This is a genomic window from Citrobacter sp. JUb117 (genome assembly GCF_024809055.1).
GTDB classification, from domain to species: domain Bacteria; phylum Pseudomonadota; class Gammaproteobacteria; order Enterobacterales; family Enterobacteriaceae; genus Citrobacter; species Citrobacter gillenii.
Genome location: NZ_JANUFB010000009.1, coordinates 1 through 24366, shown reverse-complemented (window position 1 = coordinate 24366; position 24366 = coordinate 1). Strand labels below are relative to the sequence as shown.

General features: G+C 50.6%; 22 protein-coding genes and 1 pseudogene. 16 read left to right on the top strand and 7 right to left on the bottom strand.

Annotation, left to right across the window (positions count from 1 at the left end):
- Positions 1–3: 3 nt before the first annotated feature.
- Positions 4–822: a 5-deoxy-glucuronate isomerase gene (gene iolB / locus M2374_RS18750; RefSeq protein WP_181688847.1), complete on the top strand. Its 819-nt coding sequence runs from the start codon at positions 4–6 to the stop codon at positions 820–822.
- A gap of 631 nt (positions 823–1453) precedes the next feature.
- Here iolB and M2374_RS18745 read toward each other — a convergent pair.
- Both M2374_RS18745 and arsH read right to left on the bottom strand, forming a co-directional pair.
- Positions 1454–1672, bottom strand: a complete 219-nt coding sequence (locus tag M2374_RS18745) for a hypothetical protein (protein ID WP_146717352.1) — start codon at positions 1670–1672, stop codon at positions 1454–1456.
- 300 nt (positions 1673–1972) lie between these two features.
- The gene (gene arsH / locus M2374_RS18740; protein ID WP_146717351.1) at positions 1973–2671 is read right to left on the bottom strand and encodes an arsenical resistance protein ArsH; all 699 of its coding nucleotides are present in this window, start codon (positions 2669–2671) and stop codon (positions 1973–1975) included.
- Positions 2672–2756: 85 nt separating this feature from the next.
- Here arsH and M2374_RS18735 point away from each other — a divergent pair, with 85 nt between their 5' ends.
- Genes M2374_RS18735 through arsC form a run of 3 tightly spaced genes read left to right on the top strand, consistent with a single transcriptional unit; the run spans position 2757 to position 4849 of the window.
- Positions 2757–3077 (top strand): metalloregulator ArsR/SmtB family transcription factor, encoded by a 321-nt coding sequence (locus M2374_RS18735; RefSeq protein ID WP_032938043.1) that lies wholly within the window; start codon positions 2757–2759, stop codon positions 3075–3077.
- A 44-nt stretch (positions 3078–3121) separates the two neighbouring features.
- Positions 3122–4411, top strand: coding sequence for an arsenic transporter (locus tag M2374_RS18730; protein WP_024274589.1), 1290 nt, complete (start codon positions 3122–3124; stop codon positions 4409–4411).
- A gap of 12 nt (positions 4412–4423) precedes the next feature.
- The gene (gene arsC, locus M2374_RS18725) at positions 4424–4849 is read left to right on the top strand and encodes a glutaredoxin-dependent arsenate reductase (RefSeq protein WP_024274588.1); all 426 of its coding nucleotides are present in this window, start codon (positions 4424–4426) and stop codon (positions 4847–4849) included.
- Positions 4850–5152: 303 nt separating this feature from the next.
- Here arsC and M2374_RS18720 read toward each other — a convergent pair whose 3' ends face one another.
- From M2374_RS18720 to M2374_RS18710, 3 genes are all read right to left on the bottom strand, one after another.
- A complete protein-coding gene (locus M2374_RS18720) occupies positions 5153–5557 on the bottom strand; it encodes an H-NS family nucleoid-associated regulatory protein (protein ID WP_024274587.1) in 405 nt (134 codons plus the stop codon).
- Positions 5558–6120: 563 nt separating this feature from the next.
- The gene (locus M2374_RS18715) at positions 6121–6348 is read right to left on the bottom strand and encodes a hypothetical protein (protein WP_016239708.1); all 228 of its coding nucleotides are present in this window, start codon (positions 6346–6348) and stop codon (positions 6121–6123) included.
- Between the two features lie 268 nt (positions 6349–6616).
- Positions 6617–6835 carry a cold shock domain-containing protein gene (locus M2374_RS18710; RefSeq protein WP_012543040.1) on the bottom strand — a complete coding sequence of 73 codons (219 nt, stop codon included), beginning with the start codon at positions 6833–6835 and terminating at the stop codon, positions 6617–6619.
- 277 nt (positions 6836–7112) lie between these two features.
- Between M2374_RS18710 and cspF the strand changes: the two are divergent.
- The 3 genes and pseudogenes from cspF to M2374_RS18695 all read left to right on the top strand — a co-directional run bounded on the left by cspF (position 7113) and on the right by M2374_RS18695 (position 16309).
- Positions 7113–7325: pseudogene (cspF, locus tag M2374_RS18705) on the top strand (cold shock-like protein CspF).
- A gap of 75 nt (positions 7326–7400) precedes the next feature.
- Positions 7401–7571 carry a YnfU family zinc-binding protein gene (locus M2374_RS18700; protein WP_305955329.1) on the top strand — a complete coding sequence of 57 codons (171 nt, stop codon included), beginning with the start codon at positions 7401–7403 and terminating at the stop codon, positions 7569–7571.
- Positions 7572–7726: 155 nt separating this feature from the next.
- Positions 7727–16309, top strand: coding sequence for a GH36-type glycosyl hydrolase domain-containing protein (locus M2374_RS18695; protein WP_146717350.1), 8583 nt, complete (start codon positions 7727–7729; stop codon positions 16307–16309).
- Positions 16310–16328: 19 nt separating this feature from the next.
- On the opposite strand, the gene M2374_RS18690 is transcribed toward M2374_RS18695, so the two are convergent.
- Complete coding sequence (locus tag M2374_RS18690; RefSeq protein WP_004132711.1) at positions 16329–16562, bottom strand: hypothetical protein; 234 nt, start codon at positions 16560–16562, stop codon at positions 16329–16331.
- A 93-nt stretch (positions 16563–16655) separates the two neighbouring features.
- Here M2374_RS18690 and M2374_RS22395 point away from each other — a divergent pair, with 93 nt between their 5' ends.
- From M2374_RS22395 to lpxP, 3 genes are all read left to right on the top strand, one after another.
- Positions 16656–16892, top strand: a complete 237-nt coding sequence (locus tag M2374_RS22395) for a YnfU family zinc-binding protein (RefSeq protein WP_350308983.1) — start codon at positions 16656–16658, stop codon at positions 16890–16892.
- Positions 16893–16971: 79 nt separating this feature from the next.
- Positions 16972–17244 (top strand): hypothetical protein, encoded by a 273-nt coding sequence (locus tag M2374_RS18685; protein ID WP_016247220.1) that lies wholly within the window; start codon positions 16972–16974, stop codon positions 17242–17244.
- Positions 17245–17446: 202 nt separating this feature from the next.
- On the top strand, positions 17447–18355 hold the full coding sequence (lpxP, locus tag M2374_RS18680) for a kdo(2)-lipid IV(A) palmitoleoyltransferase (RefSeq protein ID WP_024274585.1): 909 nt from the start codon (positions 17447–17449) through the stop codon (positions 18353–18355).
- Positions 18356–18540: 185 nt separating this feature from the next.
- Here the strand turns inward: lpxP and M2374_RS18675 are convergent, their stop codons facing one another.
- On the bottom strand, positions 18541–19779 hold the full coding sequence (locus tag M2374_RS18675; protein WP_012291449.1) for an IS110 family transposase: 1239 nt from the start codon (positions 19777–19779) through the stop codon (positions 18541–18543).
- Positions 19780–20621: 842 nt separating this feature from the next.
- Here M2374_RS18675 and M2374_RS18670 point away from each other — a divergent pair.
- The 6 genes from M2374_RS18670 to M2374_RS18645 form a co-directional block, all read left to right on the top strand.
- Positions 20622–21491 carry a glycosyltransferase gene (locus M2374_RS18670; protein ID WP_259155639.1) on the top strand — a complete coding sequence of 290 codons (870 nt, stop codon included), beginning with the start codon at positions 20622–20624 and terminating at the stop codon, positions 21489–21491.
- A 10-nt stretch (positions 21492–21501) separates the two neighbouring features.
- On the top strand, positions 21502–21741 hold the full coding sequence (locus M2374_RS18665) for a hypothetical protein (protein WP_259155637.1): 240 nt from the start codon (positions 21502–21504) through the stop codon (positions 21739–21741).
- A gap of 39 nt (positions 21742–21780) precedes the next feature.
- A complete protein-coding gene (locus tag M2374_RS18660) occupies positions 21781–22134 on the top strand; it encodes a GPW/gp25 family protein (protein ID WP_033816600.1) in 354 nt (117 codons plus the stop codon).
- The gene (locus M2374_RS18655) at positions 22118–23038 is read left to right on the top strand and encodes a baseplate J/gp47 family protein (RefSeq protein WP_259155627.1); all 921 of its coding nucleotides are present in this window, start codon (positions 22118–22120) and stop codon (positions 23036–23038) included. Before M2374_RS18660 ends, M2374_RS18655 begins: the two co-directional genes overlap by 17 nt.
- Positions 23028–23591, top strand: coding sequence for a phage tail protein I (locus M2374_RS18650; RefSeq protein WP_016150406.1), 564 nt, complete (start codon positions 23028–23030; stop codon positions 23589–23591). The genes M2374_RS18655 and M2374_RS18650 overlap by 11 nt, the downstream gene beginning before the upstream one ends.
- Positions 23584–24366 (top strand): phage tail protein (locus tag M2374_RS18645; protein WP_259155615.1); only part of this gene is annotated, 783 nt, incomplete at its 3' end. The genes M2374_RS18650 and M2374_RS18645, both read left to right, overlap by 8 nt.

Below are 24366 nucleotides of genomic sequence, written 5' to 3'. Positions count from 1 at the left end.
GACATGTCACGTTTATTATCACCCTGGCAGCCGCCGAACGCGCAAGGGCGTACCCAGTCGGTGACGCCGGAAGGGGCGGGCTGGGGATATGTGGGCTTTGAGGCGTATGAACTGGCGGAGGGGCAGCAGTTGACGCTGCCCGCCGTCAGCGAAGAACGTTGTCTGGTGCTGGTGGCCGGACGCGCGACCATCAGCACGCCGGGGGCAACGTTTACCGACATCGGCGAGCGTATGAGTCCCTTTGAGCGCATCAAGCCGTGGGCGGTTTACGTGACCTCTCAGGAGGCTGTGCAGGTCACCGCGCTGACGACGCTTGAGCTGGCGGTGTGCGCTGCGCCGGGGAAGGGCACGTACCCGACACGACTGATCGCCCCGCAGGATATCGACGGTGAAGCGCGCGGCAAGGGAAATAACCAGCGCTATGTGCATAACATTCTGCCGCAAGACAAACCTGCCGACAGCCTGCTGGTGGTCGAGGTCTGGACCAATGAGGGATGCACCAGTTCGTACCCGAGCCATAAGCACGATACTGACAATCCCCCACAGGAAACCTATCTTGAGGAGACGTACTACCATCGCCTCAACCCGGAGCAGGGGTTCTGCATGCAGCGGGTGTATACCGACGACCGGACGCTCGATGAGTGTATGGCAGTCTACAACCGCGATGTGGTGATGGTGCCGAAGGGCTATCATCCGGTGGCCACCCTGGCAGGCTATGACAGTTACTACCTGAACGTGATGGCCGGTCCGGTGCGTCAATGGATGTTCACCTGGGAAGATGACCACGCATGGATTAACCGCGATTATCCCGCGGATAAATAGGGGAATGAGTTTGATGATTATGGTTATCAGCGAACGTTAGTTGCTTTTATTCTCTGGAAAATCTGTTTATTGGGTCATTGCCCTGGATCCCAGGGTAATGACATGATCGGTGCAAAAAGCTGCCATTGCCGGGTTTCCATAGTTTTAGGCACCTCAAAAACAATAAAGCTCTATGAGGTGCCTAAAAGGTTCCGATTTAATGAGTTGGCTTCAGAGTTCCCAAGACAAATTACAGACACAAAAAAGCCCGCAGGGCTTGCACCGTGCGGGCTCTTAGGACTTCATCGGATGAGGCTGGCGGAGTCTGAATTGGTTGTGTAATTCATTGAATTAATTTGAATAACTTTTAGTTCAACTTTTCTTAGGTGCCTATTTGGGTGCCTAAAAGTTTTTTCTCCCTTTGATGAGAAAGAAGACGAGATAGGGACTGTGCGTGGTGATATCTAGTTGAGTCGTCACACTGAAAAACAGATTTGACCTGGTAACCATTTCTTGCGCAGCAAACGCGCCGCGCATATACGGTTTGGGCTTACCTTTTATCAAACGCTTAGACTACTATTCGCCTGCGAAATTTTTTGGATAAAAGCCATCATCACCAATGCAGCATCGAAAAATGCTTAATTAAAAATGCTCACGCCTGCATCCCCTTACCCCGTGCCAGGTTAATTCTTTCAACGCATTCCTTAAACGCTTTAAGTTGCTCCGTAGAGAGTTCAGATTCATCAATTTTGACCAGAAGAGCGTTGAGAGAGCATTCAATATCATTTTTAATTAACCGTAAGCAGATAACCTTAACCCAACGTGGAGAGAGCTTACTGAGGCCAATTGCTCTTGTGATTTGTAATTTCATGCGATGCCTCTCAACCGCCAGTGTGCCGGTTTTCAACCTCGGTTATAACACGCAATGGACAGGACTTCTGTTATTCCTTCGCCTAAAATTTAGCATGAAGCGCTTAGCTTGGGTGCAACCAGGATTTCATTAAACATCAAAATTAGTTTTGCATCATGACGCGCAAGCGCCACGTCATAACCAGAGTTACTAGTTCACCTCAAGGTAGTTTTTCATATTCTGACACAGGATGGGATATCTCCTTTGTGCCATAGTGGATGTTATTAATCTCATGCAGTATGGATTCACGAAAAATATACGTTAAATTTTGTCCTGATTGACACGGGATGAAAGCTCCTGATAGCTCTCTTTTCTCTCGCTGTAACGATCTGCAAGATAACCAGTTTGTCCCTTAAGCAGCACCGTGATTTTAAACAGCTCCTCGGCTACATCGACGATACGGTCATACCATGACGAAGGTTTCATTCGGCCGTTTTCGTCGAACTCTTGCCATGCCTTAGCAATGGAGGACTGGTTGGGGATAGTGAACATCCGCATCCATCGGCCCAGAATGCGCATTTGGTTCACCGCATTAAAGGACTGCGAACCACCGCAGACCTGCATCACTGCAAGTGTCTTGCCCTGCGAAGGACGAACCGCGCCTTCACTTAAGGGTATCCAGTCTATTTGCGCCTTCATCACCGCGCTCATCGTCCCATGCCGCTCAGGGGAACTCCACACCATCCCGTCACACCATCTGACCAGGCCGCGTAGTTCGGTGACCTTAGGGTGCGTGTCTGGCGCATCATCAGGCAGGGGTAAACCAGAGGGGTTAAAGAATTCCACCTCCGCGCCCATTGCAGTCAGAAGACGACCGGCTTCCTCCGCGGCAAAGCGGCTGTAGGAGCGCTCTCTTACTGAGCCATACAGGATAAGAATCCGTGGTGGCGCTTGCTGGTTCATGCGTTCAGCGATGTGTTGATCAAAGAATTCAATATTAAGGGCAGGAAATTGTTCCATTTTTCTCCTCCGGAGAGAGTAGATGATTTCAAATTTAACACATATGATTTATCATATATATATTCTAAAGGGAACGGAGTGAAAAATGCTACAACCTGTTCAGCTTTTCAAAATCCTGTCGGATGAAACTCGGCTCGCCATCGTCATGATTCTCCGGGAGTCAGGAGAACTGTGCGTTTGTGATATCTGCGCAGCCATTTCCGAATCACAGCCCAAAGTCTCGCGACATATGGCTATCCTTCGTGAGGCCGGGCTGGTTCTGGACCGTCGTGAAGGCAAATGGATCCACTATCGTCTGTCACCCCACATACCGGCATGGGCAGCTGAGACAATCACGACGTCCTGGCAGTGTATGCGGGAGGATTTGTGTAAATGGCTGGATAAATCAGCCTGCACCTCCTGCTGAGAAAAGAAATCAAATTCACATAATCATATATAACGGAGTCTGAGATGCTTTTGGCGGGGAGTATATTTTTACTGACGTTGATACTGGTGATCTGGCAACCCGGAGGCCTGAGTATTGGCTGGAGTGCGAGTATCGGGGCTGTGCTGGCGCTGGTAACTGGAGTCATCCATATCGCTGATATTCCCGTTGTCTGGAATATCGTCTGGAACGCGACAGCGGCATTTATTGCGGTCATCATCATCAGCCTGCTGCTCGATGAGTCCGGCTTCTTTGAATGGGCCGCACTGCACGTCTCCCGCTGGGGTAACGGACGTGGCCGCCTTTTGTTTAGCTGGATAGTCTTGCTTGGGGCTGCTGTTGCTACACTGTTTGCCAATGACGGAGCCGCACTGATCCTGACGCCGATCGTAATTGCGATGCTGCTCGCACTGGGATTCAGTCAGGGCACGACACTGGCCTTTGTCATGGCCGCAGGATTTATTGCAGATACGGCCAGCCTGCCGCTCATTGTTTCTAACCTGGTGAATATCGTCTCGGCGGACTTTTTCGGTCTGGGCTTTACGCAGTATGCCTCCGTGATGATCCCCGTAGATGTGGCCGCGATTACGGCCACGCTGGTCATGCTGCATCTCTTCTTCCGCAGGGATATTCCGGTGACGTATGACGTTTCGCTGCTGAAGACGCCTGCCAGTGTGATAAAGGATCCGGCAACGTTCAGGGCGGGCTGGATTGTCCTGTTTTTGCTGCTTGTCGGTTTCTTTGTTCTGGAACCTCTTGGGATCCCGATAAGTGCGATAGCCGCTACTGGCGCAGCAGTACTGTTCATAGTGGCGAAAAGAGGTCACGCCATCAACACAGGAAAAGTCCTGCGCGATGCACCATGGCAGATAGTTATTTTTTCACTGGGCATGTACCTGGTGGTCTATGGCCTGCGCAATGCAGGGCTCACGGAGTCTCTGTCTGACGTGCTAAACCTGCTGGCAGAAAAGGGGTTATGGGCAGCAACGTTCGGCACCGGCTTCCTGACCGCGTTCCTGTCGTCGGTAATGAATAACATGCCGACGGTGCTGATTGGTGCGCTGTCGATTGACGGAAGTACGGCGACAGGCGTCGTCAAAGAGGCAATGATTTATGCCAACGTGATTGGCTGCGATTTAGGCCCGAAAATCACTCCGATTGGCAGTCTGGCAACCCTGCTGTGGCTACATGTGCTGGCACAGAAAAACATGACCATCACCTGGGGATATTACTTCCGCACCGGCATAATCATGACCCTGCCCGTGCTTTTCGTCACTCTGGCCGTGCTGGCGTGGCGGCTCTCTGTCACCTTGTAGCGAGATATTGATATGAGCAATATTACCATCTATCACAACCCGGCCTGTGGCACCTCACGTAACACGCTGGAGATGATCCGCAACAGCGGCAACGAACCGACAATAATTTATTATCTCGATACTCCCCCGACCCGTGATGAGCTTATTAAACTTATTTCAGATATGGGGATTACAGTGCGCGCCTTGCTGCGTAAAAACGCTGAACCTTATGAACGCCTGGGTCTTGATGAAGAGAAATTTAGTGATGAGCAGTTGATTGATTTCATGCTTCAAGATCCAATCCTGATTAATCGGCCGGTAGTCGTTACGCCGCTCGGTACTCGTCTTTGCCGCCCTTCGGAAATAGTGCTGGATATTCTTCCGGAAGGTCAGAAAGGAGCGTTTACCAAAGAGGATGGCGAGAAGGTCATTGACGAAACGGGAAAGCGGGTTAGGTAATCTGTCCACTTCAAGATATCGGACGCCTGTTTAATCTACGATGGCGTCCGCTTGCCGTTCACTAAAGACCTCCAGCCTACTAACCCCGTCCGCATTATGCTATGAGAGGAAATACTGTGGTGTTGGCTGCATTACAACTGCGTAATGTCACCATTAATACCTTCTTTACCCAGTTTATAGCGCAACATAATCTCTTCATGAAACACCTTGTTGAAGCCGGTTACGAACCAGATGCTTCTCGACGATCCTCTAAGGATGGTTGTGGGCTATCCGTAAAAAGAGCCGGGTATGCCCGGCTCTTTTTTAGCTGATTTCGAAATCTTTTAATTCCCCACCTTCAGCAATCAGATTTGAGATCCGCTTCGGCATTCGCCCCTGACCTGACCATGTTTTTGACTCTCCAGTTTCGTCAGTATATCGATACTTCGCGGGGCGGGGGGAGCGCGTCCTTTTAGCCTTACCCGGAGAGCCAATAGCAGCTAAAAGTTCGGAGGGGTCGATACCCTCATCAAGCATCATCTGACGAAGTGTTTCCAGTTTATCGCGGCGCTGACTTTCATTTGCAAGACGTAATGTCTCTTCTTCTCGTCGTTCTATAAGAATAATTTTAAACTTTTCCAGAACATCTTCCAGTACATCTAATGACATTTCACGAGTCTGAGAACGTAAGGTACGGATATTGTTTAACTGTGTAAGAGCATCTGACATAAAGAGACCTTTTAAAGTTTTTTCGTTGTTCAGCAAATACCAATGTCGACGGTTGCTCATCAACCCGATTTTTCTTACTGAGCATTTTAATCCGATTGGTACATATTGTTATTAACGAGGTTTAGACTACTTATATAAATCTCTTATCGCAAGACAAAATTAAGAAGAATGTGCAAGAACTAAATTACAACTCCTACGAAATGTCCATGCATTTTTGAAGGTACTTAAAACTATGATGCCAGGAGTCATCCGGAGAGCCTTTTTATACCCTCATAACTTATTGCTTCAGTCACACCTGATGAGATTTAAAATGAGGAGAGGCAGCGCCGCCACTTAGCAAGGTTTTTCACAAATGGCAAGATGGCACGCAGGGGGGAGACACCTGCATTTTGTCAGAGGGTAGCGAATTACTCTCTCTTTATAGAGGCGTTTCTAAAAAAGTGTAATGTAAAAAAAAGCCTGCTGTTAGCAGGCCATAAATGCTTTTAACTCATTTTTTGTTCGATTCTGATAAATAGGGTAAGCATGCAATTAAACGTGAATCAGAGAGCATAACAAAAATGCTATAAATATTTCCTGGCCGCATCAAATATCTCCTGTGACGTTAACTCCCTGTCAGTAGCCACGTAAACAATGCCATGATCGCCAGTTAAGGAAGGAAAACCTGCAGACATAATCCGAAGATGTGTTTCTTCACCGTTTGGATATTCCTGCCTGATAGAGGATATACCTTCCAGAACGGTCATGACTTTACAGGATTCAGCATTAAAGAAAACAAGGACTTTAATCATATTCTATTACCCTGTTCTCTCGTGGATATTAACTGGCAGATGCCATTAAGGTCAAAGCCATTACGCACTTCTTATTTAACATGTGGTTAGCTTGTGCTTTTAGACTTTTTATGCAGTAGTACTGCACTTCATCACATCGCTTAGCATACTCATAATTTTGAAAAATATGCTGATCAGATATTAAAAATAAACGACTTTCATCTGATTTAAGTTATGGATCTGTCTACTCAGGAATAATCCTTCATCGTTATTGCAGACCCATAATGATTTATTTATCGCAAAGTGTTACGTTTGCAGCAGCAGGACCCTTGTCTCCGCGGTGAATGGCGAATTCAACTTTCTGACCTTCAAATAAAGTTTTAAAGTTGTCGCCATTAAGTGCAGACAAATGGACAAAGATATCTTTGCTGCCATCAAGAGGAGAGATGAAGCCAAAACCTTTGTCTTCGTTAAACCATTTAACCAGGCCCATAATTCTCGAGGTCATACTGACTCCGTTATACATGATTGTATTGATAGTAAACGTATAAGATTAAACGTATGGACTCAAAAGAGGGGATATCAACGATAGCGCCTGGTAATGAGAACTGCCCGGAAAATTTCTAACTTTCATTAGTACATCGAACTGATGGGATTCATTAAGTCACAGGGAATCGATATAAGCAAATTATCTTTTAGCCGTCCAGAGGTCCTGTAGGGAAAATAAAAGTGGCTGAATGCCATTTTCAATGTATAGTCTTTACGTGTTTTAATAAGGAATTGACTTGTCCCATAAAATGACAGGAATTGTCAAAAGCTTTGATATTCTTAGTGGTAAAGGCCTCATCATCCCATCTGATGGACGAAAAGACGTTCTGCTTCACATTTCAGCCGTTAACTCTCGCTAATCAGAATTACGCATCCCTGGAAGCCGCATAGAGTTTTGCCGGATAAACGGTCTCAGGGGGCCTGTGGCTGCGAGCATTTATCTTTCCTGATTTTCAGTATGTCAAAATAGATAGATTAAAACTTAACCACATGTGGTACGGTGAAGCTCATTCATTGAAAGGTTAATGGTTATGTCTGTTATCAATTACGCAATGAAATTCTTCAGCAGTGCGTCTACTGCCACTGCTGCCTGTCCTGTTTGTGGCTTAAAATCAGTACAACCGTTGTCAAAAATCCGGCTCAACCAGACCATGCTTTGCCCCGGATGTAAGGCTCTGTTTATCTCCCGACGCTAGCTCGACCAAAATCGCAGAACAGAGCTCATGTCCTATACTTATGTTAGATTCCGGCAGCTGTTAAATCCCTGATGCCTGACGCCCATCCTGAGAGAACGTTTCTGAACTGATTTCGCAACTGCTCCTGCGCGCTAACGTCGCATCAGAGCAATGCTATGAAAATGATCCCCAGAGCGTGGTTTAACCGCTCCCGTATTCTGATTAATGCTGCCGAAAACATAACGTTTTCGGCGAACGATCCTGCCGGTGAAAGCTCGCCGCGGTCAGAACTCTTTTCGACCGTCCAGATGGAACGCTACGGCCAGAAGCTGGCGCGGACTCATAAAGTATCACCGGATAAGCATCCTTATTATCTTCTGAAACGGCTTGGCGACAATGAGGCCGTCATTACCCAAAACTGCTATGAGCTTAACGCGGGTAAAAAGACCAGTATCATGCCCGCCGGTGAATGGCTGCTGGACAATTATTATCTGATTGAAGAACAAATCCGCACTGTCCGCCAGCATCTGCCGAAAAGCTTTGGCAAAGGTCTTCCGTCGCTGGTATCGCCGTTGAATTGCCCACGAATTTATCATGTTGCATCAGAGGCCATTGCTCACGGCGATGGCCGCTGGGATGCCGCCAGCCTGACCAGCTATCTCACTGCCTATCAACAAGTGACGCCGCTGACGCTGGGTGAAGTCTGGGCGTTACCGGGAATGCTGCGCCTTGCGCTGATTGAAAATCTTCGTCGTATCAGTATGGAAGTGATAAAAGCGCAGCAGGACAGAAACCTTGCTGATACGTGGATAACAAGGATTGTCGAATGTGCAGAGAGTGCGCCTGGTGATTTAATCATGGTGGTTGCCGATATGGCGCGCTCCCGACCTCCGTTAACCAGTGCGTTTGTCGCAGAGCTGGTGCGGCGCCTGCAGGGGCATGGCAACGCGCTGTCGTTACCTCTGACCTGGGTTGATCAGTGCCTTCGGGAACAGGGGATCACCACTGATGTTCTCATACATAGTTTCAATCAGCAGCTTGCCGCCAGCCAGCTGTCCGTCAGTAACAGCATCGCGGGCCTGCGTTTATTGAGTGAAACGGACTGGGCTGATTTCGCCGAAACGATAAGCGTTGTCGAACAGGCATTACGCAATGATCCTGCCGGCATCTATCCCCGGATGCATTTCAATACCCGGGATCATTACCGGCACGTAGTTGAGGTTCTGGCCAGAGACAGCGGTCTCAGCGAGCCTGAGGTTGCTGAGAAGGCGCTGGCGTTTTCAGAGGAAAAAGCGCCTGATACACCGGAACATCATGTTGGTTATTATCTTGCGGGCGAAGGTCGACAGGCGCTGGATATTCATCTCCTGGCAGACGCCTCAAGGCTCATACGCTTGCGGCACAGTTTCAACAGAATAACCCTGCTGTCATGGCTTGGAAGCCTGGCGTTGCTGACAACCGCAGCGACCGCAGCAATATTGCACGAAACCGCCATGCAGGGCGCAGACTGGCTATTGATCGCGGTGATATTACCTCTGATTATCGCATTAACTCAGTTAATGAGCGATTTGCTCAGTGATGCAACCACCCGTTTTCGCGTTCCTCGACCCTTGCCGGGGATGGATTTTTCAGCCGGTATTCCCGCTGACAGTGCCACCATGTTAGTCATTCCCTGCATGTTGACCAGCCACGAAAGTTTCAGCCAGCTCCTCACCAGTCTTGAAGTCTGCTGGTTGGGGAATGAAAACGAAAATCTCAGGTTCGCGCTGCTCACTGATTTTGCTGATTCTGAAAATGAACCCTCGCCGGAAAGTCACGCGCTGCTCAGACAGGCTATCGCCGATACGCAGGCGCTTAATCGCCGCTACCCCTCCGGCCGACCACGTTTTTATCTGTTACATCGCCAGCCTGAATGGAACCCCTCGGAAGGCGCGTGGATGGGCTATGAACGCAAGCGGGGAAAACTGGCGTTACTGAACAGCTGGTTGCGCCATCCCGGAACGCAATTCGTCAGCGTTGCAGAGATGCCTGCCCACCTTTTACCGGGTCACATAAAATACGTCATTACCCTGGACAGCGATACGGTGCTCCCGCGCGATACGGCACACAAACTCGTCGCGACGATGGCGCATCCGCTGAATACGCCTGAGTATGATCCGGTACGCCAGAGGGTTGTCAAAGGATTCGGTATTTTACAGCCCGGTCTTGCGGAGGAGATACCACGCAACGGTCAGGGGCGTTACGCAGCCCTGCGCAGCAGCGTACCGGGCAATAACCCTTATTCGATGATGTCTTCGGATATTTATCAGGATCTCTTTGGGGAAGGCTCGTTTGTGGGCAAAGGGATTTACGATGTTGATATTTTTATGCAGGCCACTACGAACATCTGCCCGGAAAATCTGGTACTCAGCCACGATCTGCTTGAAGGATGCTATGCACGTTCGGGTCTGCTGAGCGAGGTGTTACTGTACGAACAGTACCCTAATAATTATCTGTCGGATGTTGCACGACGTTCACGCTGGATCCGGGGTGACTGGCAACTGCTTAACTGGCTAAAACCACGCGTCAGAAAAGCCGATGGAACCCGGGTCAGGAATCCGCTGACCGCGCTTTCTTACTGGAAATTACTCGATAATCTACGTCGCAGTCTGGTCGCCCCCTCCTTACTGATATTGCTGTTCTTCACTCTGCTTTGGGTACCCAATCCGGTTTACTGGCTGGGCATACTGTTGCTGATATGGTTGTTGCCAGCCATCCTCTGCATTAGCCACGACCTTCTGCATAAACCTCTGCGTCGCCGCGTGAAGCCGCATCTGTTACTGGTGGGGGCGGGCGTGCTAAAGCGTCTGTCAGGTATCAGCCTTAATTTTGCGATACTGCCGCACGAAGCCGGATATTCGCTGAAAGCGATCGCCGTGACGCTATGGCGACTGGGGATAAGCAGGCGTCACCTCAGCCAGTGGGTCAGCCACAGCCAGGACAGCAGTCAGGCCAGACCCACTGTTGCACGTTTTTATCAGGCGATGTGGCTGAACGCTGCCGGTGGCGTGGCGCTGACAATACTGACCGGACAATTTGCCCCACAGCTGCTGGGGATTGCGTTACCGATCGGTTTGGTATGGTGTGTGGCACCGCTGCTGATGAGCTGGCTGAGTCGCCAGCCCGTGCGAAAGGTTTTTTCGCCTAATCAGGAACAAAAACAGCTGTTACGCCAGACAAGCCGTGAAATCTGGGCTTTTTTTGAAACATTTGCCACAGCAAAAGAGAACTGGCTTCCGCCTGATAATTATCAGGAAATACCACAACCGACGGTGGCACACCGAACTTCTCCTACCAATATTGGTCTTTCACTTATGGCTAACCTGACGGCATGGGACTTTGGCTACCTGCCTGGCGGAGAGGTGCTCCGGCGCGTGTCGCTCACGCTCGACACGATGGATAAAATGGAGCACTACCGGGGCCATCTCTACAACTGGTATGACACCCGTACGCTGGTCCCCCTCAGTCCACGCTATATCTCCAGCGTCGACAGCGGCAATATGGCCGGGCATTTATTGACCCTGCGTGCAGGCCTGTCCGCCATGCGTCATCAGCCTGTTTTAAGCAACCAACAGATACTGGCAGGACTGAACGATACGCTGGATATTCTGGAAAAACAGTGGGGTAAGAACCCACCTGACAGCCTGAGACTGCTGCGCAAGCATTGCCTGAACGCGGTGTCGCTCTCTCCGCAGGCGCTTTTCAGCGAACTGAAAAGCATGCGCACCCAGTGCAACCATCTGACCAGCGCATGTCATCAGGGATCTCCTCTTCAGATGCGCTGGGCTGGACATCTGGAGCATCAACTGGTTCAGCTTTGCCATGAGTGGTCTCTGTTGCTTGGCTGGTTGCCTGCATCCTGGAATGAACAGATGCTGCCGACGCTGAGCGAGCTTGCCCGTCCGACATTAACCGGTACAGGAACGCCTCCGGCGTCAGTGGCGGAGCAGGCCCGAATGCGACTCAATATTATCACCGAGCTGGAACAGCGGCTGGATGAGCATGCCCGGATGGATTTCGCCTTTCTGTACAGTGAAGCAACCAGTCTGCTCAGCGTCGGTTATAACTGTGACACCAATATGCCTGACAAGAGCCACTACGATCTCCTGCCGTCTGAAATCCGCCTGACCAGTTTTCTTGCCATTGCGACTAATCAGCTGCCTCTTAAAAGCTGGTACGCGCTGGGTCGATTGTTTACCACGATTGATAATGAAACTGCCCTGATGTCATGGAGCGGATCCATGTTTGAATATCTGATGCCGAATCTGGTGATGCCCACCTGGCCCGGCAGCCTGCTCGATGAAATGAGTCAGTCGGCGGTTATGCGCCAGATTCACTGGGGGAAAGAACGCGGGGTACCATGGGGTGTTTCAGAGTCTGGCTATCATGCTTTTGATGTTCAGCATAATTATCAGTATCAGGCATTTGGCGTACCGGGGCTCGGTCTACGCAGGGGACTTGCCGATGACATGGTTGTCGCTCCTTACGCCACGCTGCTGGCGCTGATGGTTTCCCCGCAGAAAGCCTGTGAGAACCTGTTCAGGCTGCAAAAAAATGGTGCATGCGGAGAATACGGTTTTTATGAAGCGCTGGACTATACCCCCTCACGTCTTGCAACCGGTCAGCTCTATGCGGTGGTACAGTCCTGGATGGCGCATCACCAGGGTATGGCATTTCAGGCGCTGGCTCATGTGCTGCTTGATGCCCCCATGACTGAACGCTTTATGTCCAGTACGGTATTCCGGTCAGCGAGTCTGCTGTTACAGGAGCGCGTGCCGGATGCGGTCGATCTGTACAGTCCGCGCCGTCATTTTGAATCTCATGAGGGCATGGTCAAACCCGTTCGCTATGAACCCCGTATTTTCTATAGCGTGGATACCCCCGCCCCGGATATTCAACTCCTGTCCAACGGCCATTATCATCTGATGTTGACCGCGGGCGGCGGCGGTTACAGTCGCTGGAATGATATTGCACTAACGCGCTGGCGCAGTGATACCACCCGTGATAACTGGGGAGCATTCTGCTACATCCGCGATATCCAGACGGGAGATGTGTGGAGCAATACCTGGCAACCAACAGGCTACACCAGCGGACAAGACGAGGAAGTGTTGTTCACCGATGCGGGGGCAGAATTCAGACGCAGCTTAGGGGGACTCAGCGTCAAAACTCAGGTGGTGATCTCTCCGGAGGATGATGTTGAATTGCGACGGCTCACACTGATTCATCGTGGTCGCAAGCCTCGCTCTCTGGAGCTGACAACCTATGCTGAAGTGGTACTGGCACCTGATGCCAGCGATCTGGCACACCCGGCATTCAGCAATTTGTTTATTCAGACTGAGCTGGCTCCTGAGCGTGACGCTATTCTTTGCCACCGGCGCCCGCGCTCACCGGATGAACCGGGCCCTTGCCTGTTTCACATGATGGTGGTGCACGGCGATAACCGACATAACGTGTCGTTTGAAACGGACAGGGCAAGGTTTATTGGACGTGGCAGAAACCCTGCGAATGCACAGGCAATAGAGACGGGAGGGATGCTAGGCAACACGTCGGGCTCGGTGCTGGATCCGATACTGGCAATTCGCAACGCCATTATTCTGCAGCCGGGGCAGCCGGTTACGATTGATATCATTTATGGCATCAGCGAGACCCGTCAGCAGAGCCTGGCGTTGCTGGAGAAATATCGCGATTACCCTATCGCCGATCGCGTCTTTGAACTGGCCTGGTCTCACAGTCTGGTGGTATTGCGCCAGATGAACGCCAGTGAAGATGATGCCACGTTGTTCAATAGTCTCGCCAGCGCTGTGCTTTACCCTGTCCAGGAGCTGCGCGCCGAAGGCCAGGCGATCGGCCGCAACCGGCGTGGCCAGTCCGGACTGTGGGGCTGGGCAATTTCAGGGGATCTGCCGATAGTGCTGCTGACTATAACCAGCGAGGAAAGTATCACCTCAGTGACCACACTGATTCAGGCACACCGTTACTGGAGACAGAAAGGGCTGGATGTTGATTTAGTTATCCTGAATAACAGCCCCGGCGGCTACCAGCAGGGATTACAAAATCAGATTATGGAGTTAATTTATGCCGGGTCTGAAGCCAGTCTGCTGGATAAAAAGGGCGGGCTTTTTGTCCGCAACGGTGAGCATCTCTCCGCTGAGGATAAGTTGCTTTTGATGAGCGTGGCCTGTCTTTATCTTGATGACCGCGCAGGGGGTATTAATGAGCAGCTTAACCAGCGTATTCATACCCTGAAATCGCCGGCAAGGGCATTCATTCCGCGTGCTGTGCGCGAGCGTAATCAACATACGGACTGGAGCCCTGATACCAGTCAGTTATGCCATTTCAATGGGTACGGTGGATTTTCTCAGGATGGGCGGGAGTATCAGATCGTCCTTCGGGAAAATGCGCTTACACCGGCTCCCTGGTCGAACATACTGGCAAATTCTCGTTTTGGCAGTGTGATCTCAGAGGCAGGGCAGGCCTATACCTGGTATGAGAATGCCCATGAATACCGGTTGACGCCGTGGGAGAACGATCCGGTGAGCGATCGCAGCGGCGAGGCATTTTACCTGCGCGATGAAGAGAGCGGGGAGTGCTGGTCGCCGACGGCTTTACCTGTTCGCGGACACGGTGATTACCTGACCCGCCATGGTTTTGGCTACAGCGTTTTTGCCCATCGTGAGAGTGGTATAGACAGCGAGTTGACGGTCCTGGTTGCTGAAGAAGATCCGGTTAAACTGGTGCTCCTGACGCTCAGTAACTCTTCGGGACGGACACGTCAACTTTCCGTCACAGGCTATGTAGAGTGGACGCTCGGAGAAACACGAACGCGCTCAGCCCCTCACATTGTGACACATGTGGCCAGAACGCCCGGCGGCTGCGGGATACTTGCGAATAACTTTTATGGTGATAATGGTGGCGGCCGAACTACATTTTTTGCCGTCAGCGGTAATGACTGTTCTCTGACAGGGGACCGCCGGGAGTTTATTGGCCGTAATGGTTCCCTTCACGCCCCTTCGGCTATGAAACTGCAAAAGCTTTCTGGTAAGACGGGGGCCGGTCTGGATCCCTGCGGAGCGGTGCAATCGGCGGTTACATTAATTGACGGGGACCAGAGGACGTTTATTTTTATCCTCGGCGCAGAGGAGAATGATGTCTGTGCTCAGGAGACGCTGGCCCGCTACATGAACGAGGATACGGTCCGCCAGGAGCTGAACCGGATTCATAATCACTGGCACAATGTTCTCGATAAAATCGTAGTTAACACCCCCGACACGTCCGTAAATTTACTGGTTAATGGCTGGCTGTTGTATCAGACGGTCGCCTGCCGTCTTATGGCCCGGAGTGGCTACTATCAGTCTGGCGGTGCATTTGGTTTTCGCGATCAGCTGCAGGATACGCTGGCTCTGAGCCACGCTGCTCCGGACCGGATGCGTGAACAGATAATACTCTGTGCATCACGGCAGTTTATCGAGGGGGATGTGCAGCACTGGTGGCACCCGCCACACGGCAACGGTGTGCGTACCCGCTGTTCCGATGACTATCTTTGGCTGCCGCTTGCTGTTTGCCACTATGTTGAAACGACGGGGGATATGGATGCACTGGAAATACGCATTCCTTATCTGGAGGGACGCTCGCTTCAGCCTGGTGAAGAGTCTGTCTATGACACGCCGGTCATCAGCGGCACCGAAGAGACACTCTGGTTACACTGCGTCAAAGCTATTCACTATGGACTTCGCTTCGGGGAGCATGGCCTGCCGCTGATGGGGGCTGGTGACTGGAATGACGGGATGAACCGGGTGGGTATCGAAGGCAAAGGTGAAAGCGTCTGGCTGGGCTTCTTCCTGTACGACATTTTGCAGCGGTTTGCAGCGCTGGCGGAGCGCAGGCTGGATGAAAGCGTCGCCGCGATGTGCCGTTCACAGGCTCTGCGCCTGCAAAGTAATCTCGAAGCCCACGCCTGGGATGGGGAATGGTACCGGCGCGGGTATTTTGACGATGGTACTCCCCTGGGATCGAAAACCTCACAGGACTGCCGGATTGATGCGATTGCGCAGAGCTGGTCTGTATTGTCCGGCGCCGCGAGCCCGGGACGGTGCGCAAAGGCCATGCAGGCGCTGGATAAGCACCTTGTGGATAACGAAGGAGGGCTGATCAAACTGTTAACGCCTCCTTTCGACGGACACGGTCCAAATCCGGGCTACATACAGGGGTACCTGCCCGGCGTGCGGGAAAACGGAGGGCAGTATACGCATGGCGCCATCTGGGCAGTGATGGCCTTTGCCCGAATGGGGAATGCCGGACGAGCCTGGCAACTCTGGTCAATGCTCAACCCTATAAATCATACCCTGAATGCGGACTCTGTCGGGATTTATAAAGCTGAGCCTTATGTCATGAGTGCTGATGTCTACAGCGTCGCTCCCCATACCGGACGTGCAGGGTGGAGCTGGTATACCGGTTCCGCAGGCTGGGCCTGGCGTTTACTTACCGAGGAATTACTGGGGATAAAACGTTCCGGCACTGACTTTAGTGTTCATGCCAGGTTACCGGATGAGTGGTCGTCTTTTTCTATGGCATATCAATATGGTGAAAGCCATTATCAGATTAGTGTTTCACGCGGCGATGCAGAATATTGCGTGACGCTGGATGGTGTTCTCCTCCCTGATGACAGAATACCGCTGAAGGATGATGGACAAAACCATACGGTTGAGATCATTCAGAACTGACACTGATCCCGGAGGTGCATTAACGTCTGCCGTTAATGCGCTGATTATCCCTGAGAACATCAATCGCAGTCTGCATGGCGATTTTGTCATCCCGCCTTTTTTGTTTGTCCTGCATGACCTGAAGGTATTCCAGCAAGGTGCGGGTATTAATCGGTCGGCCCTGTTTACCCACAGCCAGCACGGCTTCGCCAAGAATAATTTTCACAGGCGGTAGTTGTGCCGGATACCAGTCAAGGGTGTCTTCTGATTTCATCTTAAATTTCTCACGGAAGGGTAGTGTATCATAAATAAGACGTTCAATTTTCAATATCTGATATCCTGATTCAGACACAACTTAACATAACTTATGCCAGTTATTTTTATATTAAAGCGTATAATAATTACTGTATTCCTCAGAGAATTATTTATGTCTTATACAAATGGGCTCAGGTATTTTAAAGAAAGACCGGTTCATGTTGCCTGCCCGGTATGTGCACACAGAGCCGATCAGAAAGCAGGTAAACTAAGAAAAGATGCGGTTCTTGAGTGCCCTGCCTGCGGACTGTTGTTCAGACCTTCAGAATGCTGGTGTATCGGCGGCTGATCAGCTTCTGCCACTTAACGTCAGTGATGTCGGAAAATGACAACATTCCTCCTGTACTGCTGTTGTCGAGGGTATGATAATGAAATCTAAAAAATCTGTTTTTATTGAAGGGCATATCATGTCGAACAGCTGTCACGGACAGCCTGGCCAACCTTTCTGTATTCACCGGGTCAGGTTTAGTAATGGTAAATATGCGATTATTCGGGTGGCATCCGGGATATGTTTCAAACCAGGCGAAATTATTCAACGAAACGATTGTGAGTGGTTTTATAAACTTACCAAAATTCGGCTTCTTTCTTTTGAGTACCTTGATGATGATGAATCAAGAAGACAATTCCTTGAGTATCAATGATAAAACCATGGATTTATAACAGAATAAATTTTCTGGCTTACAATTCACCCCTGGCTCTTTAAATTATTCTCCAGTCATTGGAAAATATTTTTTCCTGAATTTAGATGAATTTAAATTATCTAAAACAAAATGTATCGCTAAAGACGAATTGCCTCATTGTTTTCCTTTTGCGTTATAACCTTCATTAGCATTAAGGAAATTTATGGCACAGACTTTTACTCATAATTTACTTCATCCTCGCCACTGGCTTACCTGGTCTGGTTTGGGTCTGCTGTGGCTTCTCGTTCAACTTCCTTACCCGATTTTACATATTCTGGGCTCTGGCCTTGGAAAAATTTCCAGACCCTTTCTGAAACGCCGGGAACGGATTGCGATTAGAAATATCGAACTGTGCTTTCCCGAGATGACACCGTTTGCCCGGAGCCAGATGGTCAATAAAAACTTTGTTTCTCTCGGGCTGGGACTGATGGAAACAGGAATGGCCTGGTTCTGGAGCGATGCGAGAGTCAAAAAATGGTTTGATGTCGAAGGGCTTGAAAACCTGACCGGTGCGACAAGAGGAGTAATGGTCGTCGGGATTCATTTTATGTCCCTTGAGTTGTGTGGAAGAGTAATGGGGTTATGCCATCCTATGATGGCAACGTATCGCCCACACAATGATCCATTAATGGAATGGGTACAGACAAAAGGGCGTATGCGTTCAAATAAGGCTATGATTAATCGACGTAATTTATCAGGTTTTGTTCATGCGCTAAAAGCAGGTGAAGCCGTTTGGTTTGCACCAGACCAGGATTATGGGTCTAAAGGAAGCGTTTTTGCACCTTTTTTCTCGGTAAAAAAAGCAGCCACGACGAACGGAACGTATGCTCTGTCAAAACTCGCTGGTGCACACTTGATCACACTTAGCATGATTCGACGTAGCGATAAAAAAGGTTATCACATGTATATCAGCAATCCGTTGTCAGGCTATCCAGGGGAAGACAAGATCGCCGCAGCGGCTTATATGAACAAGATCATCGAGCGTGAAATTCTCCGTGCTCCTGAGCAATACCTGTGGATGCATCGCAGGTTCAAAACGCGTCCTGAAGGCGAAGTCTCTTTATACAAATGAACAACTCTTCTTGTCATGAGCCAGAATCTATCTTTCTTGCCACTGCGTATTTGTAAAAAATGGGACAGGGGATTATTCGATCGGCTTCATGTTAACGATGGCGTAACTGACAACCAAGGTTAATCAATTGAACCTGCTCGGATTTGAAGGTCCGCTTCACGCCCTGAGACATTCGACAAGCTTTTTTATGGCTTCAGTAAGGGCGACTTTCGCGCTTCCAGTGCCAGCAAATACTTCGCTTCATCGTACTGGGTCTTGGTCTTCCAGCAGCGGTAAATGATCCTTATCCATTTGAAGGCCAGAGCCCGGATTGCAGACTGGTGAGATTTTCCTTTTTCTCGCAGTCCCCGATAATAAAGTCTGGCCCAGTATGATGAGTTAACCGTCTTGGCAGCCCATTCAACAAAGGTTTGCCGGACGAACTTGGCACACTGCCATCGCCAGTGAACCCAGGATTTCTGGCCACTTCGTTCTGTCACCGGTGCAATACCTGCGTAGTTTTGAATTTCTTCAGCGCTGTTAAACCGGTCACGGTTATCACCAAGTGCAGCAAGCATTCGTGGTCCCAAACACGGCCCCATGCCCGGAAGTGATTTGAACAGCCCCGAATCTGGCAATGTGTCAAACAGCGTTTCGATTCGTTCGTCATAGGTTTTGATGATTTCACTCACGACTTTAATTTGTGTCGCCAGTGCTGTTGCCATCAAAGCATTAGCCTCTATAACACTCGGGTCTGTCGTCAACGGAATGGCGTTATCAATACTCACAACACGCTGCTCGGTAAGGGCCATTGCGCGGCCACCTTTGGCATTGAGAAAGTTGCGGATCGTGTCTCGCCTGGCTCGTTTTAGTTGTTGCAGACTGGGCCATCGCATAATCAGTTCACACAATAGCAAGCTACCCCGATGTGAGAACCACTCCAGGGGCTGAGGATAATACTGTTTGAGTGTGTTGATTAGCCGGTTCACAAAACGGCGCTTATCTTCAACCAACTGACGACGCTGCTCAACCAGTTGCTGGAGTAACCGGATATCGGCATTGTCGGGTTCAATGGCTTTTATCTTTTGGGGATAACGCAGCATTAACTCTAATGCCAGCTCGGCATCCTGCGGGTCATCTTTAGCACCGCTGGGCGAGAAGGCTTGCCGGTAACGAGCCAGAGACAAAGCGTGGACGGGGAAAACGGTGATAAATGGATATTTCTGAAGAGCATACACCACGGGACCTTTCTTCAGCTCAACGGCGATAGCGATCCTGCCTTTTACCTTCTGGTGTAACTCGGTAAGCCAGACATCAAGCGCTTCCGGCGTATGTTCAATCACATGGAATGTGCGTTCACCGTTTTTAAACTGAACACAGACATCGTGCTTTTTATCTGCCCAGTCCAGACCAACGTGCGCAGCAAATTGATTAGTCTCAGTCATCACCAACTCCTTTTTATCGGGGATTGGTATGCATTCCACGCTCTTCGAAAGAAATATAGCCAGCAGTTATCTGCATGCCCTGAGTATTCGTTAGCGAACGTGGAGCACCTACTGGCTCGAAAGAAAAGCGGCGATCATCGCATGATTCTCGCTCAATATTCGTAACCAGTAAGCGCATACCCTGAATCACTTCAAAGTGTAATTCTCAGGGTGCGAATGACTATATCTCGCTTATAGCTGCCATTCAAAGCGATAATAATTTTTGTATATTTTCTCTTCCACATGATGTCAGTTATCGGGAATGGTTTGACTATCCAGCAGGCATAGCATCCTTTACAGCTCGACAAACCGAACGCTCCGATAGGGTATGCAGGCACACGGATGGCGTGTAAAGCAGAGTGAAAAAGATGATCGATTAAACCGATCGATTTTATAAAATTGATCTGCAAAATGAATTATCCGGCACGCTAGTGCCTGTGCTAAATTCCCAACAATTCATTTAACGTATTGTTTATTAATTTATTTCCTGTCTTCTGGTGGGCGCCCTTCTTTTGTCCTGCGGGCACGGCATGGGAATGCGACAGCAGGTGATGGAATGAAAAGATGTGCCAGATGTAACAAGAAAAGAAGCATTCTGGACCGGATATTCGGGCTTGATAAAGAATTTTGCGATGGCTGTCTGATGGTGGTTAACCAGCAAATCAGAGAAAAACGAGTGGTATCCACACCTGTACAAAAATCACCTGAACGCTCTTCCTGATAATGTTTCTTACCCGGCAGGTTATTGCCCCTGATGGGGTGACAACTCTGAACCTTCCCTCTGTTTACATTCCCTTAGTGCAATGAAAATCAACATCGATATCAGCGTCATCATTCCTGCCTTCAATGCGGCTGACAGCATCGGGGTTCTGGTCCATACACTGCTTTGCGAAACAACGCTCAGTACTGAAATCATTGTTGTGGATGATGGCTCAACCGACGAAACATGGACGGTACTCAGCGCCATTACAGATGAACGACTTATTCTCATTCGTCAGGAAAATCAGGGGGTGTATGCTGCCCGTAATGCAGCACTGGCGATTCACCGTGGCGAATGGGTGGTGTTCCTGGATGCGGATGACCGGGTTGCGGCAGATTTTCTGCAGGAGCGGCTGCGCACAGCCCGCGAAGCACTGGCCGATGTCGTCCTTTTCAATGCCCGGCATACAGACAGCGGCGGACATCTGCGGCATACCGTTCACCGCAGACAGTCTTATGGTCAGACGCTGACGGGTCAGCAGTGGATACGCCATTGCGTCAGGCAGAGGGAATGGCCGCATTATCTGTGGCTGCAGATAATCCGTTCATCGTACATTCGCGAGCATGACCTGAGATTCCAGGAAGGGAAAAGCCACAAGGACATTCTCTGGACGATACAGCTTGCCGCCGCAGATGGCCGGTTTTATTTCTCTGACAGACAGGATTACCTGTGGGCGAATAACCCGGCGTCAATTACCCACCGCCCGGATTATTACGATATCCGCGCGTTCAGCTATAGCGACGTGATTGCAGATATTCTGACACTCAGTACACAGACGCAGTACCGGTCTGTCAGACGAGCGCTGGTCAGGCATGCACTGGTGGAAAGCCGCCATTTTCTGGGCCTGTACCCAGTCGGAGAGAAACACCGCCGAGCAACAGGCAAATTCCAGGAAAACACAGGCGAAGCGTAACGAGCAGAAAATGACGCTCACGGGGCCATGTCGCCCGAAACATGTTCCGCTGACAGCAGAAGCAAGTGTGTCGACTTCCGGTTTTGGCTCCCGTGAGGATCGGGCCTGGGTGGTTGAGTCTCTGGTCTTTTCTCTGACGTCAGCAGGATTCAGCTACACCTACAACCTTGTCGTGGATATTCGTAAACCCGCAGCGGCTTCGAAAAAATCAGAAAAGCAGGACAAAACAGGCCCGTCCTACTTCGGTTAACCCTCCCGCCATCCGGCGACTCAGCAACGGAATTTAATCATGAACGGTGTAAACAACCGGACAGGAAAACGCCTGTCCGGCGTCGCCCATTTGCGCCAGTCGGTCAGCGACATACTGACCACGCCCATCGGGAGCCGGGTTCTTGTCCGGGACTATGGCAGTGATCTGTTTTCGCTGGTGGATAACCCCCGGGATGATTTGACCCGGCTACAAATAATTGCTGCGTCTGCGACCGCACTGGCCCGGTGGGAGACGCGGCTGAAGGTAACACGTGTGCTTGTTTCCTTTCCTGAAGAGGAGTCCGGCTGTGTGCTGGATATTGAGGGGATCAACAAGGAAACCAATTTACCTGTCAGAACGGGAGACATAACGATTTATGGCAAGCGGCTATGACGTGATCAACCTGTCCGAACTGGACGTACCGGATGCCATTGTGGTGCCGGATGCGAATGAAATATTCACCCGGTGGCTGGCGCGCCTGCGGGAACTTGATAAGCAGTTTGATGCGCTGGTGGAATCCGATCCAACGTTTAAACAGGGGGAGGTGAATGCCTACCAGCTGACGCTGGCGTTCCAGCGGGTTAATGATGCCGTGCGGGCGGTATTTCTCGCGAGTGCAAAAGAGGCTGACCTTGACCAGATAGGCGCCGCATTCAACGTTAAACGGCAGGTGATTAAGCCCGGCGATCCGCTTGCCATTCCGCCAGTGGAGCCTGAACTGGAAGACGATGCGGCATTTCGTGAACGTATCCAGCTTTCATGGGCGCAGCTGAATACAGCAGGCGCGCGTAATTCATACCGCTTTCATGCGAAGTCTGCCGATACGGATGTGCTGGATGCCGATGCCTATGGGCCGGAAACCCATAACCGGCCCGGCTACGTTGATGTCTATGTCCTGTCACGTACCGGGGATGGGGCGGCGGGGCAGCCCCTGCTTGATAAGGTTAACAGCACACTGAATGCGGATGAAATCCGCCCGTTAACGGACTACGTGACGGTTAAAAGTGCCACGATAGAAAACTATGCCGTTACGGCAGAGCTGGAGATCCCGGAAGGACCGGACGCCAGTACGGTGCTGAATAATGCCATCGATGTATTACGGTCATACACCACGCTTTCCCATCGGATTAAAACCGTCGTCCCGCTGTCCGCCATTTATGCTGCGCTGCAGCAATCCGGTGTGGTCCGGGTAAGGCTGATTTCTCCGGTGGCAGATCTGGAAGCGGAACCGGGTAAAGCGCCCTGGTGTACCGCCATTAATGTCACCCGCACGGAGGTAAGCAGCAATGACGGCTAAGTTTCGATCTCTGCTACCTCCTGGCGCATTTCATGAAGAGCGGGCGCAGGAGCAGGCCAGCGCTGAGCAGATCGCCACCCTCGATACCAATATGGTGCGCAAGTCCAAAAATCCTGACACCTGTCCGGCGCATCTTCTCCCCTGGCTGGCCTGGGAGCATGCCGTTGATTTCTGGGATGACGGCTGGACAGAGGCGCAGAAGCGACAGGTGATAAAAGATGCCGCTTATGTGCATCAGCACAGGGGAACGGCCGGGGCGGTACGTCGTTCCCTCGGCTCCGTAAACCTGCCCACGACCGTGGTTGAGTGGTGGGAAGACACGCCGCGCGCTGAACCTTACACCTTCCGGATCGAAGTACAGAGCAGTGAGGGGGTCAGCGACGCTCTCTATCATCAGATCCGCCAGCTTACCGAGCGGGCCAAGAACCTGCGCAGCTATCTGAGCAAAATCGATGTGATGGCGAATGTGGGTATGGACGGGGCTTTTTATATTTCGGGTGCGACAACAGCGCATATCGATGTGGACATTTTTGCCGGGGAATCTCATGGCTGATTACTACTCAATTATCACTAACCGGGGTAAAGAACTGGAGGCGGAGGCGCTGGCCAGTGGTCGCCTGATTGTACTGACTCACTTTGTGGTGGGTGACAGTAATGGCAAGCAGGTCAAACCCGATCCGGCACAAATCCGGTTGATCAATGAAACGTACCGGGGAGATATCGCTGAGCTGGTGGTGTCCCCGGAACAGTCCACGCAGTTAATGGCAAAAATCGTTCTGCCGACCGGGGTTGGTGGATTCACCGTTCGCGAAGTCGGTTTAATGACTGACACCGGAGAGCTTTACGCGGTGGCAAACTGCCCATCGATCGATAAGCCGGTTGGTGGTGTCAGCGTTAATATGCAGTTTCGCCTGGCGGTATCAGATACCTCAAATATCACGCTGAATGTTGCAACCGGCGACGGGTTATTTCTGCGCATTGACCAGAACCTGAAAGAGATAAAAACGCGGGGCGCGGAAGCACAAAAAACGTCGCGTGAATCCATTGGTGTCCTCGATGGCACGACACAACGAAAGGGGCTTGTACAACTTAATAGTACGGTGAACAGCACCAGTGAAACGCAGGCCGCCACCCCTGCGGCAGTTAAGATCGTAATGGATAATGCGAATGCGCGACTGGCTAAAGACCGGAACGGCGCGGATATACCGAATGTCGCATTATTTCTACAAAACCTTGGTTTAGTAGAAACAATAAAACTGGCTGCCGGAGCGCTGCCAGTAGCAGGAGGTAATTTACTTGGGCAGATTTACTTTTCATTATCACAACCT

Coding starts and splice junctions, on each gene's coding strand:
- M2374_RS18665 (WP_259155637.1), top strand. CDS start 21,502: ATGACGCTCACGGGGCCATGTCGCCCGAAACATGTTCCGCTGACAGCA.
- M2374_RS18745 (WP_146717352.1), bottom strand. CDS start 1,672: ATGAAATTACAAATCACAAGAGCAATTGGCCTCAGTAAGCTCTCTCCA.
- M2374_RS18695 (WP_146717350.1), top strand. CDS start 7,727: ATGAAAATGATCCCCAGAGCGTGGTTTAACCGCTCCCGTATTCTGATT.
- M2374_RS18715 (WP_016239708.1), bottom strand. CDS start 6,348: ATGATTAAAGTCCTTGTTTTCTTTAATGCTGAATCCTGTAAAGTCATG.
- M2374_RS18685 (WP_016247220.1), top strand. CDS start 16,972: ATGAAATCTAAAAAATCTGTTTTTATTGAAGGGCATATCATGTCGAAC.
- M2374_RS18730 (WP_024274589.1), top strand. CDS start 3,122: ATGCTTTTGGCGGGGAGTATATTTTTACTGACGTTGATACTGGTGATC.
- M2374_RS18675 (WP_012291449.1), bottom strand. CDS start 19,779: ATGACTGAGACTAATCAATTTGCTGCGCACGTTGGTCTGGACTGGGCA.
- M2374_RS18720 (WP_024274587.1), bottom strand. CDS start 5,557: ATGTCAGATGCTCTTACACAGTTAAACAATATCCGTACCTTACGTTCT.
- M2374_RS18655 (WP_259155627.1), top strand. CDS start 22,118: ATGGCAAGCGGCTATGACGTGATCAACCTGTCCGAACTGGACGTACCG.
- iolB (WP_181688847.1), top strand. CDS start 4: ATGTCACGTTTATTATCACCCTGGCAGCCGCCGAACGCGCAAGGGCGT.
- arsC (WP_024274588.1), top strand. CDS start 4,424: ATGAGCAATATTACCATCTATCACAACCCGGCCTGTGGCACCTCACGT.
- M2374_RS18710 (WP_012543040.1), bottom strand. CDS start 6,835: ATGACCTCGAGAATTATGGGCCTGGTTAAATGGTTTAACGAAGACAAA.
- M2374_RS18660 (WP_033816600.1), top strand. CDS start 21,781: ATGAACGGTGTAAACAACCGGACAGGAAAACGCCTGTCCGGCGTCGCC.
- lpxP (WP_024274585.1), top strand. CDS start 17,447: ATGGCACAGACTTTTACTCATAATTTACTTCATCCTCGCCACTGGCTT.
- M2374_RS18690 (WP_004132711.1), bottom strand. CDS start 16,562: ATGAAATCAGAAGACACCCTTGACTGGTATCCGGCACAACTACCGCCT.
- M2374_RS18735 (WP_032938043.1), top strand. CDS start 2,757: ATGCTACAACCTGTTCAGCTTTTCAAAATCCTGTCGGATGAAACTCGG.
- M2374_RS18670 (WP_259155639.1), top strand. CDS start 20,622: ATGAAAATCAACATCGATATCAGCGTCATCATTCCTGCCTTCAATGCG.
- arsH (WP_146717351.1), bottom strand. CDS start 2,671: ATGGAACAATTTCCTGCCCTTAATATTGAATTCTTTGATCAACACATC.
- M2374_RS22395 (WP_350308983.1), top strand. CDS start 16,656: ATGCCAGTTATTTTTATATTAAAGCGTATAATAATTACTGTATTCCTC.
- M2374_RS18650 (WP_016150406.1), top strand. CDS start 23,028: ATGACGGCTAAGTTTCGATCTCTGCTACCTCCTGGCGCATTTCATGAA.
- M2374_RS18700 (WP_305955329.1), top strand. CDS start 7,401: ATGGTTATGTCTGTTATCAATTACGCAATGAAATTCTTCAGCAGTGCG.